This window comes from Aliivibrio thorii, assembly GCF_057368585.1.
In genome coordinates this window covers 137,047-158,595 of the sequence record NZ_JBXXRD010000003.1, presented here as the reverse complement: position 1 = coordinate 158,595, position 21,549 = coordinate 137,047, and the positions used below count along the sequence as shown (strand labels likewise).

General features: G+C 35.7%; 22 protein-coding genes. 21 read left to right on the top strand and 1 reads right to left on the bottom strand.

Features of this window, described 5'->3' with window-relative positions; all coding sequences use genetic code 11:
* Nucleotides 1-23 precede the first annotated feature (23 nt).
* From AC2IP4_RS21595 to AC2IP4_RS21535, 13 genes are all read left to right on the top strand, one after another.
* Nucleotides 24-344, top strand: coding sequence for a hypothetical protein (locus AC2IP4_RS21595; RefSeq protein ID WP_486317191.1), 321 nt, complete (start codon nt 24-26; stop codon nt 342-344).
* The gene (locus AC2IP4_RS21590) at nt 314-1,042 is read left to right on the top strand and encodes a hypothetical protein (RefSeq protein WP_274440631.1); all 729 of its coding nucleotides are present in this window, start codon (nt 314-316) and stop codon (nt 1,040-1,042) included. Before AC2IP4_RS21595 ends, AC2IP4_RS21590 begins: the two co-directional genes overlap by 31 nt.
* Complete coding sequence (locus AC2IP4_RS21585; RefSeq protein WP_192957881.1) at nt 1,039-1,611, top strand: hypothetical protein; 573 nt, start codon at nt 1,039-1,041, stop codon at nt 1,609-1,611. The genes AC2IP4_RS21590 and AC2IP4_RS21585 overlap by 4 nt, the downstream gene beginning before the upstream one ends.
* On the top strand, nt 1,611-2,306 hold the full coding sequence (locus tag AC2IP4_RS21580; protein WP_192957882.1) for a hypothetical protein: 696 nt from the start codon (nt 1,611-1,613) through the stop codon (nt 2,304-2,306). Before AC2IP4_RS21585 ends, AC2IP4_RS21580 begins: the two co-directional genes overlap by 1 nt.
* Before the next feature lie 130 nt (nt 2,307-2,436).
* On the top strand, nt 2,437-3,555 hold the full coding sequence (locus tag AC2IP4_RS21575) for a DotH/IcmK family type IV secretion protein (protein WP_255257958.1): 1,119 nt from the start codon (nt 2,437-2,439) through the stop codon (nt 3,553-3,555).
* The gene (locus tag AC2IP4_RS21570; protein ID WP_192957884.1) at nt 3,548-4,969 is read left to right on the top strand and encodes a TraB/TrbI/VirB10 family type IV secretion system protein; all 1,422 of its coding nucleotides are present in this window, start codon (nt 3,548-3,550) and stop codon (nt 4,967-4,969) included. Before AC2IP4_RS21575 ends, AC2IP4_RS21570 begins: the two co-directional genes overlap by 8 nt.
* A gap of 19 nt (nt 4,970-4,988) precedes the next feature.
* Nucleotides 4,989-6,161, top strand: a complete 1,173-nt coding sequence (locus AC2IP4_RS21565; RefSeq protein ID WP_192957885.1) for a hypothetical protein — start codon at nt 4,989-4,991, stop codon at nt 6,159-6,161.
* Between the two features lie 10 nt (nt 6,162-6,171).
* The gene (locus tag AC2IP4_RS21560; protein WP_192957886.1) at nt 6,172-6,561 is read left to right on the top strand and encodes a DUF6750 family protein; all 390 of its coding nucleotides are present in this window, start codon (nt 6,172-6,174) and stop codon (nt 6,559-6,561) included.
* Nucleotides 6,562-6,581: 20 nt separating this feature from the next.
* Complete coding sequence (locus AC2IP4_RS21555) at nt 6,582-6,962, top strand: hypothetical protein (protein WP_486317190.1); 381 nt, start codon at nt 6,582-6,584, stop codon at nt 6,960-6,962.
* Nucleotides 6,963-6,979: 17 nt separating this feature from the next.
* Nucleotides 6,980-7,741: an HNH endonuclease family protein gene (locus AC2IP4_RS21550; RefSeq protein ID WP_486317189.1), complete on the top strand. Its 762-nt coding sequence runs from the start codon at nt 6,980-6,982 to the stop codon at nt 7,739-7,741.
* A complete protein-coding gene (locus AC2IP4_RS21545) occupies nt 7,738-8,970 on the top strand; it encodes a hypothetical protein (RefSeq protein WP_486317188.1) in 1,233 nt (410 codons plus the stop codon). Before AC2IP4_RS21550 ends, AC2IP4_RS21545 begins: the two co-directional genes overlap by 4 nt.
* 16 nt (nt 8,971-8,986) lie before the next feature.
* Nucleotides 8,987-9,310: a hypothetical protein gene (locus tag AC2IP4_RS21540; protein ID WP_255257960.1), complete on the top strand. Its 324-nt coding sequence runs from the start codon at nt 8,987-8,989 to the stop codon at nt 9,308-9,310.
* Nucleotides 9,311-9,319: 9 nt separating this feature from the next.
* Nucleotides 9,320-12,331 (top strand): hypothetical protein, encoded by a 3,012-nt coding sequence (locus AC2IP4_RS21535; protein WP_486317187.1) that lies wholly within the window; start codon nt 9,320-9,322, stop codon nt 12,329-12,331.
* A gap of 78 nt (nt 12,332-12,409) precedes the next feature.
* On the opposite strand, the gene AC2IP4_RS21530 is transcribed toward AC2IP4_RS21535, so the two are convergent.
* Nucleotides 12,410-13,030, bottom strand: coding sequence for a hypothetical protein (locus tag AC2IP4_RS21530; RefSeq protein ID WP_274440637.1), 621 nt, complete (start codon nt 13,028-13,030; stop codon nt 12,410-12,412).
* A gap of 299 nt (nt 13,031-13,329) precedes the next feature.
* Between AC2IP4_RS21530 and AC2IP4_RS21525 the strand changes: the two genes are divergently transcribed.
* The 8 genes from AC2IP4_RS21525 (at nt 13,330) to AC2IP4_RS21490 (ending at nt 21,545) form a co-directional block, all read left to right on the top strand.
* Nucleotides 13,330-13,857 carry a hypothetical protein gene (locus AC2IP4_RS21525; protein ID WP_274440638.1) on the top strand — a complete coding sequence of 176 codons (528 nt, stop codon included), beginning with the start codon at nt 13,330-13,332 and terminating at the stop codon, nt 13,855-13,857.
* Between the two features lie 10 nt (nt 13,858-13,867).
* Complete coding sequence (locus AC2IP4_RS21520) at nt 13,868-14,848, top strand: type IV secretory system conjugative DNA transfer family protein (protein ID WP_486317186.1); 981 nt, start codon at nt 13,868-13,870, stop codon at nt 14,846-14,848.
* A 7-nt stretch (nt 14,849-14,855) separates the two neighbouring features.
* Nucleotides 14,856-16,022 carry an ATPase, T2SS/T4P/T4SS family gene (locus tag AC2IP4_RS21515; RefSeq protein ID WP_486317185.1) on the top strand — a complete coding sequence of 389 codons (1,167 nt, stop codon included), beginning with the start codon at nt 14,856-14,858 and terminating at the stop codon, nt 16,020-16,022.
* Between the two features lie 15 nt (nt 16,023-16,037).
* On the top strand, nt 16,038-16,280 hold the full coding sequence (locus AC2IP4_RS21510) for a hypothetical protein (protein WP_130066585.1): 243 nt from the start codon (nt 16,038-16,040) through the stop codon (nt 16,278-16,280).
* 98 nt (nt 16,281-16,378) lie between these two features.
* The gene (locus tag AC2IP4_RS21505; RefSeq protein ID WP_486317184.1) at nt 16,379-17,563 is read left to right on the top strand and encodes a TcpQ domain-containing protein; all 1,185 of its coding nucleotides are present in this window, start codon (nt 16,379-16,381) and stop codon (nt 17,561-17,563) included.
* Nucleotides 17,560-19,197 (top strand): hypothetical protein, encoded by a 1,638-nt coding sequence (locus tag AC2IP4_RS21500; RefSeq protein WP_486317183.1) that lies wholly within the window; start codon nt 17,560-17,562, stop codon nt 19,195-19,197. Before AC2IP4_RS21505 ends, AC2IP4_RS21500 begins: the two co-directional genes overlap by 4 nt.
* A gap of 1 nt (nt 19,198) precedes the next feature.
* On the top strand, nt 19,199-20,782 hold the full coding sequence (locus AC2IP4_RS21495; protein WP_486317182.1) for a hypothetical protein: 1,584 nt from the start codon (nt 19,199-19,201) through the stop codon (nt 20,780-20,782).
* Nucleotides 20,763-21,545 (top strand): hypothetical protein, encoded by a 783-nt coding sequence (locus AC2IP4_RS21490; protein ID WP_192957894.1) that lies wholly within the window; start codon nt 20,763-20,765, stop codon nt 21,543-21,545. The genes AC2IP4_RS21495 and AC2IP4_RS21490 overlap by 20 nt, the downstream gene beginning before the upstream one ends.
* Nucleotides 21,546-21,549: the final 4 nt, after the last annotated feature.

Sequence of the window (21,549 nt, the reverse complement as noted above, 5' to 3'; positions counted from 1 at the left end):
TTTATACAAGTATCATGAAGTCTATGAAAAAACAAAACAATAGAAATAATGCTGTGGTGGAAGTCAAATTTAATGATGTGATAAGTAAACTACCAGCATCAAATCAAAGACAAATAAGAATTGGTCCATTTTATTTTAACATGCCTAAATTTTGGCTAGATGACAGGAAGTGTGCTTTCGTCGCTAGAGTACTGAGAAATATCACCGTTGTAATGGTGGCTCTAAGCTTAACGCTAGCCACGGTATCCTTAATTATCAACGATAAAAAAAGAGAATGGAATCTACATACATACAATCAAGATGGAGAAGTTAAATGGATACAGAAACTAAACAAAATTCAATAAATGAGAATCAAATCATTGCCGATCACTTCCGTTCAGTTTCATTTAAATCGAGCAGAACGCCATTGATAATACTCGTTACTCTCAGTCTATTATTCTTGGTTTTGGCTGGTTTCTCAAAAAATTTACTAATGAAATCTTCAGGGGTTTTTGAACTACCTACAGACACCTCAAGTGGTGGTATAAATACCTCATTAATTATTGATGAAAAACATTACTTCGATGATCGTGTTGCTTTGGTTCAATCTGTTTCAGCAAGAAATCTTACCGCCATTCTGACACAAACCACCTCAACATTTACCAACATCCACAACACTCTAATTAAATACGCCACCCCTACGGGTTATGCAGATATCAAAGCAAATCTAAAACATTATGGATTAGAAAAAGAACTTACAAATAATGATAAAATACAACGTTTACATATGCGTTTTTCCAAAGGCGTACCACTTGTCATTGTTCCTCACTACCCTGACTGGGTTAATGAAGAAGAAATAAACAATCCATTAGCAAGGCAATTACTTCCAATTGAAAAGTGGACATTACAAGCTGAAGCTATGATAATTTTAGGTGAAAGCTCCAAGTCTCCCACTACTCAGTTTCGTATCAAATTCAACTTTGACATACTCCCAACACAGCCTAACTACACACCTGAAAGTTTGTTGATTGATAGAATGTCGCTATGGGAAGTAATACGATGAAACATTATTTCACTGCTGCTTCTTTGGTATTCATTCTTTTATCATGGGTAGCGGTTATCGCCATGAATTCTTTTATTACTCAAGAACCTGAAAGAATAGCGGTGATGAAAGTAAAAGATAATGATCAAGATAAATTGAAACGGGTTCCCGTTCGAAGTACTGCGAGCTTAACAGACCAAAAATTAATTAACTGGCTTGAAAAAACGATACCAACGTGTTTTTCATTCACCGTAGTTAATATCACATCAAAGTCTGAATATTGTTCAAGCAACTACTTTCAAACCAGTGCAGCAAGAGCTTATAGGAATAATTATGTAAATGAGCTAGAACCATTATTGACATCTAAAGGGGCGAATATCTATGTTGGTCTCCCTTACTCTCCAATAATCATGTCCTCGCCTTCGCGTGAAGAGAAACGTTTCTATTATGTTGTTTATGCTCAAACTATTTCGTCACTTGTGGAAAGGAAAACAACGTCCCCATCATCGAGAGGAATAACATTATGGATTGCACCACAAAAACACGCTAAGAATCCAAATCAGTTTACGATTATAGGGATCAGAATGTAATGAGCAAAAATATCTCGCACGAAAAAGTTGACCCAGCAATGCAAGCTGCAATTGAATATGGCCAATTCATCCGAAAAGAAATTGTTTTCTGGTTTGGTATTATGTGGGTTAGTTTTGGCTTAGTTATTCATACAGCTTATCAGTTTTATACAATTCAAAGTTTTGATTACAATCGTGGGTACATCGCCATAAATGACCATGAGACCCCATTAAAAACAACGCCTTTAACCCAGCCTCATCCAAATAAAAGTGATGCAGAAATCATCGAATGGGCCATTAAGAACCTTACTTACTGCTTAACTTTCGATAATGTCAGCTATGCCATGATAAGTTCAGAATGCAACGCTAATAAATTCTCATTGAATCGACAAAAAGAAAACAGTGAATTTAATCATGGCCAACTCTTCTACCGTGCATTAGAGAAATCTGAATTAATCAAAATAATGATCAGTAATAGCACATCAATGACAGTAGACATTAAAAATGTAGTATTAAAAAACAAAGGAATAAAACAACGAGCAACACCAAGCGGCATGAAAGGTTTTTACACATATGAGCTAGATATGACGCTCCGATTTCTTATTTACGGACAAAGATTAGATGCTCCAATTCGATACATTGTTACCTTGGAGCGAATGAGTGAAATATCTCGACGCGAAGCGATTGGCATTAGAAGCATGGTAAGTAATGATTAACATGTGATATAGCCTCCCATTTTTTAAAAAAATAATGATTTTTTTTATAATGTAGTTATTATGGGTTTATCTTATAAATAATATATCTATTTGTTGACTTATGACTTGTGTATGGAAACACTTTTACATCATGCTAAAAGCTACAGTGAAAACTTTAATCAGTATTTTCATTGTGGCTACTAGTGCGTATGCATCAGTATCCATCGTGACACAAGATGGTATCTTACCTATTGAAGAAATAGCTAAAAATAAACCGCAACCCATCTCTACAAGTTCTGTTAATTACAGCCAAGAACAACAAACCGTTACCCCTTTATCTTTACTTCGAAAATACGGAACAATTGAAAATGCTCTATTTAATCTTGATAATTTATCTCAAGAAGAACAAGAGGTATTAAGAGACTTAGCAATTCAAGAGCTGGTCGCCACTCATCGTAAAATTGAAACAAGAAAAAGAAAAGTTAACTTGAACCAGATTACTAGTGATATCAATTACAGTAATGATTTACACGCGACAACAAATAACCCAGAACAAATTAAACAAAGACGAATTATCAATGCCAGTATAGAAAAAGCTAAAAGTGAGGATATCTATACACCGCAACTATCTATTGAAACAAAACCGATTGATCCCGAAGGGAATGATGTAATATCTGTAAATACAAAGGTAAACAGCCCTGCGGCAGTTTCTTTTTTCGATCAACTAGGAAACCCTTATCCAATTGTAAAATTCTTGCCTAAAACCAATACCGAATTCGACATTGAAACTATTAATGAAAATATATTAATCATTAAAGCCAATAATGATTTTAAAACGGTTAGTGGCTTTATATTCCTCAAAGGCATTAGCCAACCAATTCCGCTCTATTTAACTTCTAATCCAGAATTTTCATTAAACACAAAACTGAATATACAAGTGCCTAAAATATCCCCTGACGCATCACAAACTATTGAGTCAGCTTTAGATCACTATACCAGCACAAGCAATAAAGATGACCCTGCAATGTATCGATTTTTAAATGGTCGAAACGTACCAAATTCTCAACGTATTAACATTGAAGGTCTTCCTCGCAATAGTCAAAGCTGGCGCTATAACAAACATGTTTATATAAAAACGCCACAAAACATGCTGTATGACATGATCGATATTAAGCGAATTGGTAATTGGAAAATTTATAAGGCTCACCCTCGTTCGAGCTATTGGTTTTCAATAAATGGTCGAGATACAGAGGTATTCGTAAATGAGTAAACCATTAGATAGCGGAAGCAACAAAGCGATCCTTTCAATTAAAGAAAGAAAAAAACGTCGTCGCGCAATAATAATTTTTTGTGGTGTGATGTTTTTTGTCGCTGTAGGTAGCATCGCAGCTTACGTCCAATCAGCTAAATCAGCCCAACTATTGACATCAAGACAGAATACTAAAGCTGCTCGCTCAAACGTAAAAACCTCTGCGGCTGAAATTACAAGAGCATCAATGTCTGACGTAAAGCCGAACACTTCACCTTCTATTGTGGCAGCAAACGACGCTCAGGAATTAGAAAAACAAGAAGCTATAAAAAATGGGGTTTCTCATATTAATAACTCCAGTGCTTTATCTTCAACTCCTACCAAAGAAGTTGAGCTTAGTTCTGCGTCGAGTAAAGAAGAACCAAAAAAAGAAGAAAAGCCCAAAACTAAATCAAAGACCAAAGTAGAGAAAAGTAAACCAGTGAAAGCAGAAGTGGTTGCAAAACCACCAACACGAAAAGAAATAGTAAATGGGAATATGGTTAAGTTATTTAAATCTGAAATGAAAAGTTATCAGCCATCGCCATTTAATACCGTTGACTACGTAACCACTTTCGCAACCACTTATACGATGGGGACAACGCCTTCGGTTATACCTACAACTGATATCGGGCTACATAAAAACATTCATGTTAAAAGCATCAAAGAAGATCAATTAGCCAAAGAGCAAGCTAAAAAAGCCCAACAAGAAAAAGACCAAATAACCTCTGAAGAGCAAGGGAATGACTCTAATGGTACCAAGACAGAAGATATGGTCCGTATCCTTAATATGGGAGATAAAGCCGTTGGCCAAATAACAGAGGCAATTAACTCTGACTACGGCTTAGATGTATTTATTGATTTGTATGATCCACCACTAACAGGCGTTCGTATTCGTGCGCAGTTTGAATTAAACCCATACCAAGATGGCATCTTACTAAAGGTAAGTGAATTGCAGTTCAAGGACCATACACAAGCAATTAGCGGTTATGCCGTTGATATTCTACAAGGTAATAAGCCTTTATTTGATAACGATGTAGATACTCACTTTGCGGAACGATTTTGGGCCAGAGGAAGTGCCGCTTTTATCGCGCCTTGGCTAGATTTCGTCACAGCTTCATCAACAACAATTGTTAATGATGGTGTGGTCATTGAAACCCCAAATGTTATCGGGGTAACAGATAGAATTATTGGGAGCTTAGCAAGCGTTGCAAAAGAATTTTTACCTGATTTACAAAAAAGAGCAGACATCCCATCAACGGTATCTGTTCCTATGAACTACCCAGCAGCCGTAGTTTTCTCTGAGCCTTTATATTTACCAAAAGGGCTCTTTGATGCTGATCCTGAAACTGAACCCGATCAATCATTTGAAACGGTTTTCCCTAACTATTATTAACCAAGTACGGAGGCATATTATGTCTGACGAAGAAAACCCTTTAAGTTCTGGTAAGAAAGCCAGTAAAAAAAATAACCTTGCATCCATAGCAGTCATACTTGCGGTATTGAGTTTATTGGTTGGTATCGGTGGTGCTGTTTACAATAACATGAACTCTGAAGCACAAAATAAACGGATTATTATTGCTGTTAATCAAATGTTTTCAGAAAACGATTCTCAACCAGAATTCAATGCTGAGCAAATAAACGCAATTTCAATTGCCGTTCTTGACACTTTGCGTCCTGAGTTACCAGAACTGGTTAGTGGCAATGTTTCAGATGCGTTTGATCATAAATTTGATTCATTAGTTGAAGCCACAACAACGGCAGTTATTAAAAACTTACCCTCTCAACCAGCAACAGAAACAGGATTAACCGAAATACAAGTAAAACAGATTATCGACACTGCTTTTAAAGATCGTTCAGCACGAATTAACGTGTTAATTGGGACTAAATTGAAAGAGTTAGATGACATAAAGGAACAACATCAACTAGGCATTAAAGAACTCAATAAAGCGCAAAAACATATGACCCAGATAAAATCACAAATTGCACAAAGCAATGGTGATACGACGGTGATCATTGAGCGCCAACGTTTAAAAGAATTCAAACTGATTTCTAATTTAAAAAATAACACCCTTTTTGTTGTTGATGCACCGAAACGAGATGGTAAAGACAACACTATTACTTTAACTATTGGTGAAAGATTTTTTAGTAAATTTGGTCGCCATAAGGTAGAGAAGCTAATTTATATTGATAAAAAACCACGCCTTCTAATATCAGGAGGCTGGTTTATTGATGATGTTAGAGAAGAGTTATCAGAAGAAGAAATTAAGCTTTACGCTGAAAAAATAGCCGCACGAAAATCTACAAAAAGTAAACAGAAAAAAAAGGTCGCGCCAGAAAATAAAGTTGTAGAACTACGTGTTGCTAAGACTCAAGAGAAAGAAAAAATTTATCTTAATAGTTGGAAAATAATCACTCCAATTAAAGAGCAACAACGTGTCGTTGCTCTTGATGAAAAAACCAACAAACTAGTTCATTTAAAAATGAATCAGTATGTTAGTGGGCTAGGAACAGTGCGAAACATTGATTACCAAACAGGTGAAACTTGCACTGAAAAATATTGTATTGCAGGCGTAAAATTTAAATAAGGGATAGAAAATGATTTTTCCAAAAAATATCATTAAAAACATACACAATAAGTACTTTACTTGCTGTCTAGCTACCGCAGGTTTTCTTATTAGTCCATCAGTATCAGCCGAAGGTAAAGGCCGTAACTTTCTAAATTTAGTTGAAGATGCAGGCACTCTGGCTGACGCCTCAAGTAAAGCAAGTTTAAGTGTCATCATGCTTATCGGTATTGTTTGTGCTGGTGGTGGCTTATTAGGGGTTGCACTCGCCAATAAAACCAATAATGCACAAACTACTCGTTCTGGTGCGGCAATAGTTATGGTCATTGGCTTTTGTTTAATGGGCTTTGAAGCCTTTTCAAACATGGGTACAAACACCATTACTAACCAAGACGTTGAATATACAGAATTTATCCAATAATGATTAAGGAAGCTAAGTTAATGAAACATATTAGTTGGACGTTATGGTTTATTCTTAGCTTCCCTACTCTTACTTATGCTAATGAGTTCAACGATGGTAATACCGTCGGTGGCTTTTTTACAAGAATGGCAACTGTTCTTCGTGGGGTACTAGGTGAAAGTTTAAGTGTCGTTGCATTAGTTGGTTTGGGTTCTGTTGCTTCTGGGTTGCTATTCATCGCTTGGGCAAACAAAAGACAAATATCACCACGATTTGGCATGATCTTATGCATTGCTGGATTTGCTTTTATGTCACCAAAGGCATGTAGCAATATGGCAACTCGGCAGGTACTCCAATCTGAAACACAGGTTGTCACTGATATTTTAGACCAAGACAGTTCCTTTATTTCACCAAATGAATAATAACGAGTGAGCAAATAATGACGTCAACACTATTTATTGGGGCAATTAGAAACCTAAGCTCAGTTAGTCGAAGTGATAACCCTAATTTCGATGAGGCAAATAAAGAATTCCAACTCGCTCGTGAAAGCTTTGTTCAAAATCGAAAAGCAAGAATGCACAATGATGAAGAGCTGGAGTGTGAAAAATGTACTTTAGCAATGCCCAAAGGATTCCATGTCCATCACAAAGATGGCGATCATGAAAATAATCAAGAAAGTAATTTTTCAATACGTTGCCCATTTTGTCATTTATGTGAGCATATCGGGTGGGTGGGAAAGAACCGAATGGGAGTAATAATTTTCGCTCCTGATATTAGTCAAGAAAACCTTAATACACTATTACTAACTACGTATTGCTTAGAACTTGCATTATCAAAAACAACTGACAATACATCTGAGTACGACACGTTAGAGCAGATTACATTGCAAGCCAGAAGTATTGTACGAGCTTTTGAGCATACAAAGACAAAGGTATTAAGAAATTATCAAACAAACTGCCCTGCTGACTTTGCGGATACATTTCTTGCTATGTCGGAAGATGAATACCAACAAAGAGAAAAAAATACCTTTTATGGTCTCCGTTTATTTTTTCATCCCGATGGTTTTCAAAAAGAAATAGAGATGTTTTCTAATTCAATATTCCAGATACACGACGCTCGAAAATCGAATCCTCTACACCCTGCGGAATGGTTATCTCGTGCCACCATTTTTAAAAATCAAAAAAAAGGAATTGAACGATGAATTATACAAAGATCGGTATCATCTGGATTGATGATAATAAAGCGCTAGGCTCTGGAAGTCGCCTTGTAGATAATGGCTATGAATGTATTTCAAGTCATCCGAACGAAGTAAAAAAAATCAATTTAAATAACCTAAAATCAAATTATATCTACATTACAAACATTAAGCCAAATAACTACAAACGCTTTGGGTTGGATCGATTTAGAAATATTAATTCATCAAAGTTTTTGGGGGTAACCCTCAGCACTATAGCTATTGAGCTTGGATTAAGTGAAAAACTAGATGAAAAACTGCCAATTTTTTACACTGTATGTCAAATGCTGGCTAATAAATTAGAAGCACAATTTGGAATTAATTTGATGAATACTGAATTTACCGCAATAAAGGAGATTCATTCAAAATTACTACCAGATCATCAAAGAAATAGACCATTACTCGCAATGGCTTCAAACCTTGAATTAGAAAGAGCAATTGCAAATTCTATGCAAAAAATGCAAGCAAATAGCTTAAGACAAAGTAGAGATATACAAAGCATTACCTCCGCTCGCTTTCCACGAGTGCCATACACATTAACCTTATTAAATTTGCTATACCCTGCTAGTAATGAATACCAAATCAATAATAATTTTAATGGTCGTTTAATTGGTCAATCTGAGAAGTCTCATATCAGTGGAGACGACGAAGTTTTACAGGAGTTAATCGAGCTAGCAAAAACAAATTGTGGTTTTATTGAAGTTGAGCAAGTAAATACTATTTCAAAATACAACGATTATTGGCCTTTTGGTAAAGAGCTGCAAGCTACGCCTCCTAGACGTTGGGCGGCACTTCCTGAAGCAATTGATATGGCAAATTATTCACTGCTTAAGCTTGGCAGTGTATATGTCACTGAAGGTAAAAAACTTCCTTTTGCGCCAACAATGCCAGAAGTAAATTCAGTTAAATTTTTAAGCTATGTAAATGGTTTAGTTAATGAGGTTATTTGGACTTCCCTTGGTTACTCACAAATGCAAGATAAGTATCCATCCCCAATTAGTACCTATATACGAGCTTATGACCGAATAATGCTTAGATTAAAAGCAAAGACATTTGTCGATAACCAAATAGAAGTAAGTAGCTTTAATACAGGTGCAATTCGCTTTTATATCGATTCGACTGATTCAGCAGAGTCTAAAAAACTTAAAGATCTAATTTTAGCTGAAGATATGATCCCACAAATAGATCTTCTATAAAGGAATGGTGACAAATATGGATAGTAATTTTTCAGAAAAACCACATGTAGCAGCCGACTATTTTACGAATATGAGTCAACTCACTCAACGAGATTTATTATGGAAAATAGCAAAGCAATTTGGTGAGCGAGGTGCTATTACCGCTAAAACTGTTATTCAGTTAGAAGAGGCAAATACAAAAGAACCACACGAACAGAAAGAATATATTGCCAATATTCTAAAAACGGTAGAAGAACGCTTTTTGACCTCAAAAGATAAAGAAAAACCAATATCCTCACATGGCAATGGACATCAATCGCATCAGCAAGAACAAGAAAAACCGATGACATTACTTTTTTAGGAAAAAAATATGCCTTTAGCTATCCCCTCACTTAACGCAATAACTAGCTTGATATCAGATCAACTATCGCATCATGCTTTAGGTCACTGTCAATTACTCACAAAATCAAATATTTGTGAGTACACAGTAATTACAACAAATGGGGGGTGTATTACCGCATTTGAAATTATAGGTATGAGTCGTTATTTAACAGATGCAACCGAAGAAGCTTACTTATCCGATGTATCTAAAACCCTTGAAACAATATTTAGAACCCCTCATCGAAAGATAGGGATTTATCTAACAAGAGACCCTAATAGAACAGCGACTCAACTTGAAGATGTTTTTAGATCAACACAAGACTCTATTTCTCGCTTAGGTATAGAAGCTAAACACTTCTTTGAAGAGCAAATTAAAGATCTCAAAAGTGAATGTTCATTTGAAAGAACGATCTTGACAGTAACAACCAAGTCATCAATTTCAAGTCGAGACAGTATAACCATACCAACAATGGTCGGTGAATCTGTCAATATAGATCAAATGCCAACTCTCGCACAAAATCAATTTATTGAAACGCAAAGCATACTTCAATCTCATCAAGCATTCTGTACAAGTATTCAAGCGAGGTTAGCTGAACACATTACCTTAGAAAAACAAACATCAGATCGCTACTTACAAATAATTAAAGAAGAAGAAGAGCTTGTCGCCCTCAATCAAACAAAATGGAGGGCAAAAGGCATTGGTGATGAATGTGATTTTGCACTCGCTGAAAATGATGAAGATTTTGTTACCTACCCACCTTTAGCATGGCAACTAGTAACTAACGACAAAGAACGTGCTTATGGTGACAGCAGTATCATTGAATCAAATTCCAACTATATTGCCACAGTGGATCGCGAGTATTTTCCTATCACGCCTGAACCTTTTTCAAAACTGTTACGTTCAATTTCGTCACACATACCTTTACGGTGTGCATATGAATTTGAGACAGGCACAGAAGAAATCGTTACTCGTCTGTCTGCAAAAAAAACATGGCTAATGTTTTTCCTTTTTTCCAAGGCTTCAAGAAATATCGATTCCGCTATTAATGAATTAACCACCTATGCTGAAAAAGAAAATGGAACACTACTAGGCGGAGCCCTAAGTGTCGCAACGTGGGCCAGTACTTTAGATAAAGCAAAAGAGTATAAAAAAGAAATAATCCAAGCATTAACCTCATGGGGATCAAGTACCGTCAAAACACCAGACTGTACTTATGCTGCCTATGCTAGTAGTTTGCCAGCGTTTGCAAGAAAGCCATCAGCTCGAAATTGTGTACAGCCAATTGATAAGCATATAATAACAGCCCCTATCACTCGACCTGCTGCACCGATGGCAACAGGAGGAATATGCAGCTCTTCTTTAGATGGAAGGTTATTCCCTATTGATCCTGCAACGTCAACCCAAAACTATTCACTCAACATCATTACTGGTGGTATGGGTTCAGGTAAAACAGTATTTAGTTCTATCTTTAATAACACTTTTATTTTTGGTAAAGGCAATTCCAATTTACCATTAATGGGATACTTAGACTTTGGCTCGGGTGTACATAACTACATCTCTGCACTAAGAAATTGGCTACCTAAAGAGCAACATTATAAAGTTGAATTAATTCAGTTTTTAAATCAATCTGGAAATGCATTTAACATCCTTGAACCACAGTTCGGGTTAGACCAGCTCGAAGAACAAGAACGCGCTTTTGCTGGCGCATTCTTATGTCGAGTGGTCAATGGTACATCAAGTCAATCGGTTCACCCAAAGCTTGCCGATGTTATGGAAGCCATAATTTCAGAGCTATTTCGTACCAATCAAGAATCACCAATGCCATATACTGAGAGGTTAGGCGTTTACTCAGGACAAGAGACTCGTTTACATACTGAAATTCAAGAGTTATTAAACTCAGGTCATATAAACATAAGTAATACAGAGCGAAAAACATGGTATCTAATACGAGATAAGCTATATCAGTTAGGTGATGAATATTTCTCCCATGCTCGTTTCTGCCATCGTCAAGGGAGCGCTTGCCTTACAGAGCTAATGCAATTATTAACGAGTAGTAGCACCTTGCGTAGCAGATTTGCCACCTACAAAACACCTGCTGGTGACTCTATCATTGATTACATTATTATCTCTCTTGACACCCTATTATCTCGATATTCAAAGATTTTTGCTTATCAGTCGCAAATTGATATCTCACAAGCGCGAGTAATAGGAGTCAATCTAAAAGGTATTACAGGTAATTCATCCGATGCTGAAACGGTTAATACAAAAAAACTATTTGGAATGTTAGGTAAATACGTCGCTGAGAAAAATTTCTGGCGTGAACCAAAATCCTTTATGCCTTTAGTTCCTCCGTTATACAAAAAAATGTACGAGAAAATAATTAGCCTTGATACCAGTATGAAAAAACATTCATACGGTGATGAATATAAACAATACAAATCAGATGAAATGGATTCATTGTTAGATAACTCAGCATTGATTGCTCGTAAATATGGCTTATGTATTACAATCTCAAGTCAAAGTGTGCTTCATATGCCTCATGAAACATTAAAGCTGGCAACTAATTTATACATTCTTAAGATGACAAATGAAGACGCTAACTACTTGGCAGAGACCTATGCATTATCCGAATCATTTATATCAGAAGCAACAAGATTGGTTGGTATGTCCAACTCAAGTGACTTTGGTCGAAACATGCTATATATAGGCCAATTTAAATCAATTAAGGGCTATGTAGTTCAAATTCTACGTAACCAAATTACCCCCTCTTATCTTTGGAATTTTGCATCCGATGCTGAAGATGAAATGATAAAAGAATTAGCGATTTTAAGATATGGGGCTAGAGATGCTTACTTACGATTAGCTAAGTTATTTCCACATGGTTCAGCGTTAGCCACGATAGAAGCACGATTGAAAAACTCAAAATTTGATAGTAAAAGATTCACAAAAGAAGACATTATTTTAGAATTAGTCGGCCAACTTTCAGAAGTTAGTATCTAAAATAAAAAATCCTCTATCTAAATTGAATTAGATAGAGGATCATGTTTTAACCTTCATAAAACTCCTACTTAATATACTTTAAAAAGAACTTCGGCTTCTATTATCTAAGCGGCCCGTAGAAAGCTTTAATGCCTTTTCAATTCGACGACAAGCCCAACTACTACGACTATGAGCAGTGCCTTTTTGAATATAAAGTAATACGTCTTCAAAAGGAGATAGTAGCGTTGACATCTGATTAATAACTTCTGAATAATTGGTAGCAGTGGCAAGGATAGCGGTAAGATTATCTCGTCTGAATCGAGAAACCATTGATTCATTGAAGTAAGGTCGTGCTTTATCAAAGAAATCATCATCAATCATATTTTTCGATTTAAGTAATTCAATAAGCTCATTCCATTGAGTCTCATTAGATGATGAAAGTGTTAATGTTATATATGAAGCATCAATGTCCAGCTTATGAGCGGTTTCACTTACCCCTCCATTAAGTCGAATAGCGATGATTAAATTTTGATAATGAGAAGATGAATAATTCGAAACACTTACTTGAATCTTCTCCAATTCAAGTAAATCAAATCCCTTAGTCGCTAAACGCACACTAAAATCAGGATAAGTATCGACTAAAAATGATAGTAAAGTAGGATCCGAAGATATTGCATTATTTATTTTTCTGAAAAATGCTAACTTGACGTCCATTTCCATAAGTAACCTCTTCAACTGCAAATAATTCAAACATAATTATATTTATAAACCATAATTTAACAGCGTAAAATAAGTCTTCATCTTATTTACTATGAAACCGCGTATGAGGTCGCAAAAAATTCTATAAATTTTGAAAAATTCAAAATATAAATCACCTTTTATTTAAATTGATATTTTTTAATTAGATTTAAAAAATAACATGCCGCTAACGACCGCAATATTTACATTGCAAACACGTCATTTACTTTATAATATGGTTACATTTGTTTATGTCGAAAATTATAACGAAAGGATTTGCTATGAAACCATTCATACAACATGTTTTTTTTGGTTTTTTTATTTTGACCACGCTTGGCTGTTCCACAAAAAGTGTTAACAGTAATGCCCCTTTGCCAAGTAACAAACCACATTACATTGATACCGAAATTGAACAATTAGCAAAGCAATTGATCGATGAAAAAAGAAAGTTGGCCAATATCCGTGAAGCAAAGTTAAAAGCAACTACATCACCACAAACAAACAGAGCGAAAGTGCCTCAAAGTGCCATATTTTCAGGTCTCGAAACTAAGCGAACTCTAAAATGCGAAGGGTGCGATCTTAAAGTAGCGCTTCAAAGTATTGCTGTATTGCTTGGGTGGGATATCAACTCTGTATATGAAGTAGGTAGAAAACCAGCTCAAGGTGTTCCCGTTAGTATTGAATTAAATAACGAGCCTTTACGTATTGCACTACAGCAAATCAAAATGGATGCTGGACATATTATGGATCTTAGAATTGACCCTAACTTTAAATCCATGTTGATCGAGTATAAAACTCTAGGACTGTAGGTTTATCATTATGCCACTAAGATTAAACAAACTTTGTCAGATCATATCAATAGTCATGCTTTGTACTGCACTGCCCATTAATGCAATGACGAAAGATGAACTAAATGATTTAGATGCCTCTAACGCTCAATACAGTGCTGATAAGGAACAATTAAAAGATTGGTATGAACAATTAGAAAGAAATGCACAACGTGTCGGATACAATCATGCCTTTAATCGAACAATGATTGAACATGAAGCCCAATTAAAAAAACGCTCTCAAGAATATGACCGCCTACTCAGCTTTGAACATATTACAAGTCTGATAAAAACAGGTGTGGCCGCTGGAATGTACTTAATTGGGGGGATCGTTGATGAAATTGATTCTTCGACTGAAACAATTAATGATCGCGTCATATTAACTCACGAAAAATCCTACCGTATCGTAAAATACCCATATCTTTCAGCGAGCAAACCTAATTGGCGTGACTATCTTTTCTTTCAACAGAAATTAGATCTTGCACCTCCTCCAACCTCACTCTTACCTCGAAACGAAAAGGAACGATTAATCTGGAAAGAAAGTGTGGATAAAGGCTGGTTACGTGGTGAAAAAGCGGCTCACAGAGAAATAATATCGCGTTGGCAAACCCTATTCGCTGATTTACGTGGAATGACTCGTTATTGGGTAGCCGTTGAGACAAACCAAATAAAGGACGCGACCTTAAGTATTCAAACGCAGCCACTTGAGTATGCAAAATACGAAAATGAAGAAGAACTTAGATTAAACCCGACGGTCATTCAAATAAATTCACAAGCGGCCTTTAATCCTAACTTATCAGATTGGAACGCTGTAATAACAGAGCCCAATTCAAATGCTCGCTCAGATGTAAGAAACTCAGTAATTCAAGGGAGTTTAAATATAGAAGAGCTCACTGATGCTCAAGTTATTGTTGAAACGGCTGAGTTTTCTGATATGCGCAACAGTATTAATAATACTAACGTACATAAATAGGCATGGTATGAGTAATGTTGATGTAGACAACAATAATTGGAAACCTCGTAATGTTTTCCGTATGGAAAGTATCTCTGATCATACCGCACAAGACCTTCTTGAACATTGCTTAAATGAAGGATACAGAGACGTTTATTTACAAAGTAATGATTATATTCGGGGCAAAAAAGGCACTGATTATGTATTGATTACAAATAATAAAATTACTCATAAAGAGATCATTGAATTAGCTGGACAAATTAGCTCTAAGGGCCAAGTAAATCAAGTTACGTTAGGTAAGTCTAGCGGTGGTCGAAAAATAATATCTCTCAAAGAAAACCAAAATAAAATACGATCTTTTAGATATTCTATAAGCCAAATTTCTCAAGGAATGCAAAAAGGCCTTGATGTGGCAATACGACCTATAGCCGAATACGCCCCTACCGTTCAAGATGTAGAGTTAGAGGCTGAATTCATCAACCACGTTAAAAAGATATGGAAAGGGCTAGTGCTCATCATTGGTGCTACTGGTGAAGGTAAAACATCCACTTTAGCAGCTCTCATTCGTGAAATTCTTGAGAAACCATCTAATAAGCGGATATTAGAATTTGCTCGCCCTCCTGAATTTGATTACTCAAATTTAAAAATCCATCCATCTAACTCAATTTGTCACCATGAAATTTTTGAAAGTGAAACTTCTGGTGGTGATCTTGTTAGCTACGATGAAGCAAATGCAATGGCTATGAGAAAAGGGGCCGATTGGTTTGCTGTTGGAGAAATGACAGAGCCAGAAAGTTTCCGCTCTGCCATTATATTAGCCAATACGGGGCATATTGTATCTTCAACATTACATGCTAATAGTGTTTCGGCTGGCTTTGCTCGTGTCTATCGCATGTTTCCGTCACACGAACGCGATGAGGTACTTTACGGCCTAATCAATGAAGGGGAAGTGTTTGCATCGCAAAAGTTGGTTAATCGTGTTGGAGGTGGATTGATTGCCATTCGTGAATTCTTTATTAATACACCTGAAGCAAAACATACTTTAAAAAAATGTGATTCTTTACAATCCATTATAGAAACTGTTGACGCCATTATGTTCGAACAAGGTACGACGTTCAGGCAAAGGGCTTCATTCTTATTGGAATCAGGGCAGATCACGCAACAAACACACGATAACTTTATGGTTAGCGTATAGAAAGGATGCATCAGAATGAATAACTCACATCATGAAAATAAACCAGCTAAAGTGTTTTTATGGGAGTGGCCAGTAGCATTGCCATTATTACCATTAGGTGCGGCCCCATCATGGAATCTATTTTATGCATGGTTAGTCTGGATCGCACTACTGACAATATTAGCATTTTTCAACATTCGTATAACAAACATCTTCTGGAGGTGTATTTCTCAATTAAGAGGTAAAAAATTCTACGCACGTAACAAAAACAATCGATAAGAATATTTGCACTTATTGTTTTTTTTATAATATACTAACGTAAAGATATTATCATATTTGAAATATAGGAATTTAAAATGAAAAGGAATTTCAGTCGCATGAAGATAACACTATGCGCAACTATTATTACCCTTACATGTTCAAACATAGTAAATGCTGCTGTTTATATTTCCTATGATTCAATTCAACCTACCTACGAACAAAACCTATCTAATTCTCAATCAGAGTTTAATCGTGAAATAGTCCGAAGCCTTCAACGACAAAGTGAAGTACAAGAGTTTTACGCTTCTGAGATTATTGATTTTCAAAAAGACCAACAATATCGAATTGACGAACGCTCACAGCAAATTGCTGCGCAAAAATTTATTAACGATCAACAAACAAGACAAAACCAAATTGAAACAGATCGTTTAATACAATCAAGAGCATCTTTAGAAGAGCAACGATTAGCCTCTGTTCTTGATTCGAATCGACGTGAAATCGAAATTCTTGAACGTGGTACGTTGCAAGAAAAAGACCTTCTTGATAAGCATCATCAACGCGAAGAAAATTTCTTGCTTGCTCAAACAGCAATTCAAAAAGAAGTGCATGAATTGCAGGTTGGAGTAAAAGCAAGTCAGGATAAATTACTCGAAGAACAATTGCGTTCTGGCGCTCCTTCCAACTTGATTGTTGCATCTAAAGACGCCTCAAACTTAAAAGCGGTTGTAGACCCTAATCAACCCAATGAACTCAACAAGCTTGGTGCAGCCAAACAAGGTGATGTTGTCGTTAATCTAAACCAATTCGTCACCTCTATTCTTCCTACTTATTGGCATTATGAAGCACCAGCAGGTCTCGATAATGAAACGATTAATGCTGTCCAAGGAAAAAACTGGCAATCAGTTCTTAATGTAATCGCCATCAATAATCCGCATTTAGAATTTGTAGTCGATCCATACAAGAAGGTAGTTTCTGCAAAGAACACTCTACAGTATGCCAAAACCAATCCAACGAACAGAACTACCCCCTATTCAACTTGGCACATGACAACCGAAAAAACACTTAGAGAAAACATAGAGTATTTTGCTAAACAAGCAAAATGGACCGTTCTCTGGGAAGCTAAAAAAGTTGATTATCCAACCGTTGCACCAGCCGTTATTCAAGCTAGATTTGCAGGCCCAGACGGTGTCGTTAATAAACTAATGAAATTAACCGAACGAAAAAATACTCCGCTATTTGCTGATTGGAAATTCGGCAACAAAGTAGTTGTCATTAAACGCAAAGGAGCAAGTGTAAAATGATTAATATGATTAATTTTTCTAAAAAACATTACTTAGCTATCGCTATTTCTTGCGCCCTAATTTCTGGTTGTTCAAATACCGATGAGATGGAAGAAATTGATGAAATCAAAGACATGCATGCTCAACTACAAGAAATGGTTGGAAAGCAGTTTGAACTGAGTAATACACATTACCGCGAAAGCGATGATATCTATGTATTAGGTCAAGCATTTGAAACAAAAGAAGAGCAGCCATTACCTCCAATTTTTGATGTAGAGCTCGACTTTGCTCAATTTGATAAAATTCCTTTAGATGAGGTCTTATCAAAAATTAATCAATACTATCAGCAATACGGGATCATAATTTCTGTTGAAAGTGATGCTGATTTTTACTTGCGTAATGTTGAATCAAAAGATTCTAGTTCTTCGTCAAGTTCACTTAATTTAGCCCAAGACAGTACAGCTACTAATGTCCTTCCGATTCAACAACTAAACACTACAGCTTTATCATCAAGCTCGTATGAAGGGTTTTATCCACATAAGCTTACATTAAATTTCACTCATTCCTCTTTACGCCAAATGATGGATTTAATTACAGCAAGTACAGGGTTATGGTGGAAATACGAAAATGGCAGAATCACTTTAAATTATTTCATTGAAGATACTTTCCCTCTAGATGTATCAAATTACAGCTATGAAATCACATCTACTCAGAATAGTAATACTGAAAGTGACAATGCAACCAGTGGCTTTAATATCAATACAGCCTCGGAAAAAGCAGAGCCCTTGACTCAATTAGAAGAGCAACTTAAAAAATATTTAAGTCGCTCAGGTTCTCTTGCTCTTAATAAATTTGATCGTACTGTCACGGTTAAAGATACACCAAATAATGTAAGACGTGTTGAACGATTTATTGATGATTTAAATTACACTGCACTTACTCCTTACTCAATACAAGCCGATGTATATGAGATTATTTGGGAAGTTAATGATGAGAAACAAATTAGCTGGACTGCGGCTTTTGAAAGTGCCTCTTTTGCTTTAAACGCGCTCTCCCCTACAGTTATCTCTGATTCTGGTTTAGGTGGGATTACAGCAACAAAAATTGGGGGGGACTTTGATGGCTCTAACATTATTGGTAAATTCTTAAATGAAAATGCCTCTGTTTATTCTCGTATTACCAATACGATTAAAACTAAAAATAATATCCCAACTCAGTTAATTAGCTCTCAAGACAGAGCTATCGTATCAGGTCGAGAGGTAACCATTGATTCAAATGGATTCTCACAACAAAGCGTTAATACTAAATTAATTAATGAAGGATTCAATATCACAACCAGACCCCGTTTAACTTCAGATGGTAAAGTTGATATGGAGGTAATCGTTAATACTAAATCTATCGGTGATATTAAAACCTTCGGTTCTGAAGAAGACATGGTTCAGCTAGAAGAAACCAAGCAGCACGGTACAATTTCAGGGATCCCTATCCGCTCTGGAGAAACCGTAGTACTAAATGCCTACGAACGAGATCTAAATCGTGCAGAGCTTGCAAGCCTTGCTAAATCACTTCCTTGGTGGACAGGCGGTGGTAAAACTAATACACGCTACAAGTCATCTTTAATCGTAATGGTTAAACCTGTGATAATGGAGCGTTGATATGTCTTCTAGCAAATATTTCATCGAAAGGTTCTCATATCCTGTTATTACAGATATGGAATGGTCATTTGGTTTAGGTATTAATAATCAACGATCTTACCATGAAAATTTTGGAGCACTTTTTAAATCAAATAACACACGAGGCGTATTAAACAAGATAACACCTACATCAATTGAGGTTGGTGTCTTAAACAATGACGTTGTCAAAGGTGAGAGCAATTGCGTTTCATTAGCTCAAGTAGAAAAAGTGGCGATTTTCGCTCGATCTGAACATCTTTTTACACCAGATAATTTAAACGTTTATGTATTCCAATTAGATAATAATGTTTTTCATGTGTTAGCAATTTCAGGTCAAACGATAAAAATTGATCGTACTTTGAACTACGGTAAAGACTCATTTGAAGTTGATTTATCTGCGCTAAGTGGAAAGCTGGATGACATTCTTTTTGGTAATCCTCAACCAATACTGATTCGTATCTGCATATCAGATGATGAACCTCGAAATACGGCTTCGTCATTCATAAAGAAGATAGCAGGTGCTATTGATACTGATACTGTAGAACTAAACATAAAATTTGAAAGTTTTCATCTCGTTTCTTTATTGTCTGACGTAAGTAAAAGTCAGATCATTTTTCTAAAAAACATTGAAAAACTTAGTGGCTTAAATAGTACTAATTTTAAATATATTTTCTTAATTCTACTGATTGTTTGCTCTGCTGGTGGCTATTGGTACTCAGAAAAAGAAGCGGAAAAGCAAGAACAATTACGAATAGCCGAATTGCAAAGGCAAATCGATGAACAAAATGCCGCTGAGTACAGTAACCAACCTATTGTCAAAAAAGACTTACGAATTGAATTTGAGCTACAGCGAACAGAAAGAATAAATGATGAAATAAGATGGTATGAGGTATTTAAACGAGTATCAGGAGATAAGCTATTTAAAGAAGCTTCTAAACGTATTAGAAATACTATTGTTGAAGTTAATGGATGGAAAACTCGTGATATTAAGATTAATAATACACTTACATTAGTCTCAGAAAATGTAGATATCGAATATTTACAAACGCTGGATAGAGCTGATAGTCAATACGGAGCAAGAGCGTTACTTGATTTTTATCCAGATGCAAAAATAAACCTTGATGGCATGACAGCACTTAATCAAGAAACTGAACTTATTAATAAAAGTGAAATGATTGGTTGGAATTCAATAAAGAAACAAAGTAATAACTCATCATTAATCATTAATTTAATTAATGACTTGCAACGACTTGAGCACGAAAAGAAAATTCAATCATGGTCATTACGTAAAACTAAAATGGTTACCCCAGTGAAGTTATCTAAAAACTTCATTGATGATTACTACAAGTATCAAGTTAATCCAACAAAAGACTTAAAAGACAGTGATTGGTTAATAGAACCTTCTTTTCATAAGTTAATTGTTAATGGTTCAGATACAAAAATCATTAAATCAATTAGTGACATAGTAAATAAATATAGCTCATCATTTTTAAATAAAATAACGTATTCCATTGATACACAAACTACTGTGTTAGAGGTCATTATTCATGAACAATCTAAAAAATAGCATTTTATTATTTGTTTTACTTTTTACTGCCTTACCATCGGTTGCATCAGAGTTGATTACCGTTGAAGAAGCTGAAAAACGTTACAAAGACATTTTGCATTCACGACAAGAGCCTAAAGAAAAACTAGAACAACTTAAAGTATTAAAGCAATTATTGAATACGTCGCGTGAAATCGATTTAATGCTGAATCCACAACGAAATAAAAAAAACGTTACATCACCTAGCCCTGTTGCTAAATCTAAAACTGAGTCTGAAAACAACAAAGAGTTAGAACAACGCCTAAACATTAAAGAAGGTGAAAGAAGACAGGAACAAGCATTAAGATTAATGCGAATTCGAGAATTAAGTACTACTTATGATTCTGGTTTTTATATGTCTGAATATGTACGTATTGGAAAAGCCGTTAGTGCAGATTTAATCGTCAATGGTTCATCACATAAAAATATTGATATCAACAACGCAATTAAAAATAAAAAGGTATTTGATGGCTATAGAATTATAGCAGAAGACTCTCGTGAATTAATTGTGTACAACACAAGAACTAAAGAGACTTCAACGGTTAATCAGCGTTCATCAGAAGAAATAATGAGTGCAATGGCCTTTAATCACCAACTTGTTCAAAAATATGCTGAAGCCGTATTAATGGGTGAATTAGAAGTTGAACTAAAAGCGAAGGTTAACGCAACAAAGGAGACGCAAGACCCTTTAGCCGTTAGCTACCCAACGGCTGCAATGCCAACCCCTTACGATTCATCAAATTAAGATA

What these genes read in the sequence shown, in the direction of transcription:
- AC2IP4_RS21535 (WP_486317187.1), top strand. Translation starts at nt 9,320, where the DNA reads ATGCCTTTAGCTATCCCCTCACTTAACGCAATAACTAGCTTGATATCA.
- AC2IP4_RS21540 (WP_255257960.1), top strand. Translation starts at nt 8,987, where the DNA reads ATGGATAGTAATTTTTCAGAAAAACCACATGTAGCAGCCGACTATTTT.
- AC2IP4_RS21530 (WP_274440637.1), bottom strand. Translation starts at nt 13,030, where the DNA reads ATGGAAATGGACGTCAAGTTAGCATTTTTCAGAAAAATAAATAATGCA.
- AC2IP4_RS21505 (WP_486317184.1), top strand. Translation starts at nt 16,379, where the DNA reads ATGAAGATAACACTATGCGCAACTATTATTACCCTTACATGTTCAAAC.
- AC2IP4_RS21545 (WP_486317188.1), top strand. Translation starts at nt 7,738, where the DNA reads ATGAATTATACAAAGATCGGTATCATCTGGATTGATGATAATAAAGCG.
- AC2IP4_RS21565 (WP_192957885.1), top strand. Translation starts at nt 4,989, where the DNA reads ATGTCTGACGAAGAAAACCCTTTAAGTTCTGGTAAGAAAGCCAGTAAA.
- AC2IP4_RS21490 (WP_192957894.1), top strand. Translation starts at nt 20,763, where the DNA reads ATGAACAATCTAAAAAATAGCATTTTATTATTTGTTTTACTTTTTACT.
- AC2IP4_RS21525 (WP_274440638.1), top strand. Translation starts at nt 13,330, where the DNA reads ATGAAACCATTCATACAACATGTTTTTTTTGGTTTTTTTATTTTGACC.
- AC2IP4_RS21560 (WP_192957886.1), top strand. Translation starts at nt 6,172, where the DNA reads ATGATTTTTCCAAAAAATATCATTAAAAACATACACAATAAGTACTTT.
- AC2IP4_RS21595 (WP_486317191.1), top strand. Translation starts at nt 24, where the DNA reads ATGAAAAAACAAAACAATAGAAATAATGCTGTGGTGGAAGTCAAATTT.
- AC2IP4_RS21550 (WP_486317189.1), top strand. Translation starts at nt 6,980, where the DNA reads ATGACGTCAACACTATTTATTGGGGCAATTAGAAACCTAAGCTCAGTT.
- AC2IP4_RS21500 (WP_486317183.1), top strand. Translation starts at nt 17,560, where the DNA reads ATGATTAATATGATTAATTTTTCTAAAAAACATTACTTAGCTATCGCT.
- AC2IP4_RS21555 (WP_486317190.1), top strand. Translation starts at nt 6,582, where the DNA reads ATGAAACATATTAGTTGGACGTTATGGTTTATTCTTAGCTTCCCTACT.
- AC2IP4_RS21495 (WP_486317182.1), top strand. Translation starts at nt 19,199, where the DNA reads ATGTCTTCTAGCAAATATTTCATCGAAAGGTTCTCATATCCTGTTATT.
- AC2IP4_RS21575 (WP_255257958.1), top strand. Translation starts at nt 2,437, where the DNA reads ATGCTAAAAGCTACAGTGAAAACTTTAATCAGTATTTTCATTGTGGCT.
- AC2IP4_RS21585 (WP_192957881.1), top strand. Translation starts at nt 1,039, where the DNA reads ATGAAACATTATTTCACTGCTGCTTCTTTGGTATTCATTCTTTTATCA.
- AC2IP4_RS21590 (WP_274440631.1), top strand. Translation starts at nt 314, where the DNA reads ATGGATACAGAAACTAAACAAAATTCAATAAATGAGAATCAAATCATT.
- AC2IP4_RS21510 (WP_130066585.1), top strand. Translation starts at nt 16,038, where the DNA reads ATGAATAACTCACATCATGAAAATAAACCAGCTAAAGTGTTTTTATGG.
- AC2IP4_RS21515 (WP_486317185.1), top strand. Translation starts at nt 14,856, where the DNA reads ATGAGTAATGTTGATGTAGACAACAATAATTGGAAACCTCGTAATGTT.
- AC2IP4_RS21520 (WP_486317186.1), top strand. Translation starts at nt 13,868, where the DNA reads ATGCCACTAAGATTAAACAAACTTTGTCAGATCATATCAATAGTCATG.
- AC2IP4_RS21580 (WP_192957882.1), top strand. Translation starts at nt 1,611, where the DNA reads ATGAGCAAAAATATCTCGCACGAAAAAGTTGACCCAGCAATGCAAGCT.
- AC2IP4_RS21570 (WP_192957884.1), top strand. Translation starts at nt 3,548, where the DNA reads ATGAGTAAACCATTAGATAGCGGAAGCAACAAAGCGATCCTTTCAATT.